Here is a 3275-nt window from a genome sequence, read left to right on the forward strand (position 1 = left end):
GGACGACCGAGGATAACGGCGGCGTCCATATCAATTCCGGCATTCCGAACCGTGCCTTCTACCTGGCCGCAGCCGCGCTGGGCGGCCATGCCTGGGAGCGCCCGGGAACCGTGTGGTTCGATGCCCTCACCGGGACGAAGGTCCCCTCCGACTGCAGCTTCGCGCGCTTTGCGGAGGCGACGACGGAAGCGGCGTCCGAGCGCTTTGGCGCGGCCTCCGCGGAAGCCGGTGCGGTCCTCGTCGCCTGGCAGGAAACAGGAGTAGTGGAGTGAAAATCACCGTGTCCAGGACGGGAGGCTTCGCGGGAATCCGCCGCACCTGGAGCCTGGAGGTGGACCGGGATGAAGACCAGCGCTGGCTGCCGCTGATCGAGGCGTGCCCCTGGGACGAGATCCCCGAGGAAACTACTCCCACCCCGGACTCCTATACCTACCGCATCTGCGTGGACCGGCAGGAGGCTTCCATCCCCGAACGCTTCCTCACCGGGCCCTGGCGCGAACTTGTGGACCGGACCCGGGAGCAGGGCCGGCCGCTGCTGGATCCTGGCCCGTATCCGGAGTAGTGCCTTCCGGATCCCGGGCGAGCCGGGACGGCCACCAGATCGCCGGACCAGTGTCGTAGGCCAGAGCAGGCACCAGCAGCGAGCGCACGAGGAGAGTGTCCAGGAGCACTCCGAAGGCCACGATGAAGGCGATCTGCGCCAGGAACAGGATCGGAATCACACCCAACGCCGCGAAGGTAGCGGCCAGCACGATCCCGGCAGAGGTGATCACCCCGCCGGTGACGCGCAGTCCGCGCAGCACACCGTCCCGGGTGCCCGAGCGGAGGCTCTCCTCACGAACCCGCGTCATCAGGAAGATGTTGTAATCGACTCCGAGTGCCACCAGGAACACGAACCCGAAGAGCGGCACCGAGGCGTCCGCACCGGGGAATCCCAGGACATGGTTGAACACGAGCGCGGAGACCCCGAGGGTGGCCGCATAGGACAGGGCTACGCTGCCCACGAGCAGCAGCGCAGCCACAACGGACCGCAGCAGCACCATCAGGATCAGTGTGATGACCAGCAGTACGATCGGCAGGATCTTGGCAAAGTCGGCCTGGGCGGTGTCGTTGGTGTCCACTGCCGTTGCCGTCACGCCGCCGACTAATGCCTGGGGATCCGCTGCGGGCAGCGCACGCCGAAGTTCGCGAACGGCGTCCTCCGCTTCCTCTGAGTCTGCTTCATAGGCCAAGGTCGCGGTGATCAGCACGCTGCCCTCCCGCACCAACGGGCTTCCGGCTGCGGAGGCAGGTCCACCGGCCTCAGCGCCTGCGGATCCCGTGAGCAAAGACGCCTGGGCGATTCCCTCGGTGCTCTCCACGAGCTCCAGTACTGCGCCGGCCTTCGGCTCGGTGGCGAGGATCGTCACCGGGCTGCCGCTGCCGGCGTCGAAATGACGGGCCTGCGCCTGCTGGCCGTCCGCTGCGTCCGACTCGCTGAGGACCAGGTCCGTCTGCGCCACACCGTGGGCCTGCAACTGGAACAGACCACCGCAGAGCAGCACCAGCAGCGCGGTGGACGTGATCCAAGTGGTGCGAGGCCGCGCGGCCACCAAGCGCGCAACGCCGCTCCAGACTCCGCGGGTGGCGGTCCGGGCTTCGTTGGCCTCGGCTCCCCCCGCTCCGGAAGGGCCAGGCCTGGGCGTGAACGGCCAGAAGGCCGTGCGGCCAAACATCGCCAGCAGTGCCGGCAGGAAGGAAAGCGACGCCAGCAGGGCGAAAATGATTCCGACGGCGGCAATCGGTCCCAGGCTGCGGTTGGACTGGAGATCGGAGAAAAGCAGGCACAGCAACGCAAGGACGACCGTGGCGGCCGACGCGACGATCGGTTCGGCCGAGCCGCGCACTGCCGTCCGCAGCGCTGCCCAGCTGGATGCGCTCCTCGTGAGCGCCTCCCGGTACCGGGCTACCAGCAGCAGCGCGTAGTCGGTGGCCGCTCCGATCACGAGGATGGACAGGATGCCCTGGCTCTGGCCGTTGAGCTGGATCCAGCCGGCACTGGCCATCAGGTAGACGGTCAGGATGGCCGCGCACAGCGCGAAGACCGAGGTCAGGAGCACCAGGAACGGAAGGATGACCGAGCGGTAGACCACCAGCAGGATGACAAAGACAGCCCCCAGCGCCACCAGCAGCAGCAGCCCGTCAACGCCGCCGAATGCGCTGACCAGATCCGCAGTCAGGCCCGCCGGGCCGGTTACGTAGCCTCTGGTTCCTGCAGGCAGCTCCTGTGCGACGACCTCCCGCAACTGCGCCACCGTCTCCTTGAGTTCCGCATCATCGCTGATGGGAACAATGAACTGCACCGCCAAGCCGTCCTCCGAAGGGACCGGACCGATGACGGAGGGTGCCTGCGGGCTGGCAGCGGGCTGCACGCCGCCAATCTCTGCCATCCGGCCCCCGATCTCCGCATAGCCGGCGAGGTCCTGGCCGTTCAGCCCGGTCTCGGATTCGAAGATCACGATGGCAGGAATGGCGTCCGACTCGGTGAATTTCCGCTGCCACTCGCCCGCCTCCGTGGACTCCGCGCTGGCGGGGAGGAAGGAAGCCTGGTCATTCGTCAAGACTTCGGAGATCCTGCCAAACATCGGCCCGCCCACTGCCGCGCTGGCGAGCCAGATCAGGATGAGCACCGCGGGCAGCAGCAGCCGAAGTCTCGTTCCCGGGGCGTGACGGGGGGTCATGGGATCCTCCTCAGATCATCCATCTCTCCACCGCAGAATATCTCTACGATGGAAACAATATACTGGAACGATGACCACTTCCCCGGACAATCCTGCCGCGGGCAGCACAGAACTCCTCTACGCGCTGCAGCGCTTCACCGTTGAGACCGAGCGCTTCATCGACTCCCTGAGCCGCAAGCACGGAATACACCGCACGGACCTGAACGCACTGAATGTGCTTGTCGAAGCCGAACGAACGGGACGGTCGGCGACCCCCGGCACCCTGGGTGCCGCACTGCAGCTAAGTTCCCCTGCCACCACCGCGCTGATCGACCGCTTGGAGCGCGCGGGGTACCTGCGGCGGCGGCGGAGCCCCTCGGACCGCCGCCGGGTGGAACTGGAAACGTCCGACACTGCCCGCGCCACGGGTTCAGCGATCTTCGGTCCGCTCGCGCAGGAGCTGCAGAAGGTGATTTCCGCCCACCGCCCCGAGGATGTGCAGCTGCTCTCGCAGTTCGCGCAGGAACTAGCGGATGCCGTGGCCCGTGCGCGCGTAGCCGGGGATGCCGAGCCATC

General features: G+C 67.2%; 4 protein-coding genes. 3 read left to right on the forward strand and 1 reads right to left on the reverse strand.

Features of this window, described 5'->3' with window-relative positions; genetic code table 11:
- Both AC5RW2_RS41830 and AC5RW2_RS41835 read left to right on the forward strand, forming a co-directional pair.
- On the forward strand, positions 1 to 272 hold a 272-nt coding region (locus AC5RW2_RS41830; RefSeq protein WP_494075337.1), incomplete at its 5' end, for a M4 family metallopeptidase.
- Positions 269 to 562 carry a protealysin inhibitor emfourin gene (locus tag AC5RW2_RS41835; protein WP_494029025.1) on the forward strand — a complete coding sequence of 98 codons (294 nt, stop codon included), beginning with the start codon at positions 269 to 271 and terminating at the stop codon, positions 560 to 562. The genes AC5RW2_RS41830 and AC5RW2_RS41835, both read left to right, overlap by 4 nt.
- Here AC5RW2_RS41835 and AC5RW2_RS41840 read toward each other — a convergent pair.
- Positions 480 to 2720 (reverse strand): MMPL family transporter, encoded by a 2241-nt coding sequence (locus tag AC5RW2_RS41840; RefSeq protein WP_494029024.1) that lies wholly within the window; start codon positions 2718 to 2720, stop codon positions 480 to 482. The genes AC5RW2_RS41835 and AC5RW2_RS41840 overlap by 83 nt on opposite strands.
- 70 nt (positions 2721 to 2790) lie before the next feature.
- Between AC5RW2_RS41840 and AC5RW2_RS41845 the strand changes: the two genes are divergently transcribed.
- Positions 2791 to 3275: MarR family winged helix-turn-helix transcriptional regulator (locus tag AC5RW2_RS41845; protein WP_494075338.1), on the forward strand; the 485-nt coding region annotated here is incomplete at its 3' end.

It is taken from the genome of Arthrobacter sp. B0316-1-20 (genome assembly GCF_059091865.1).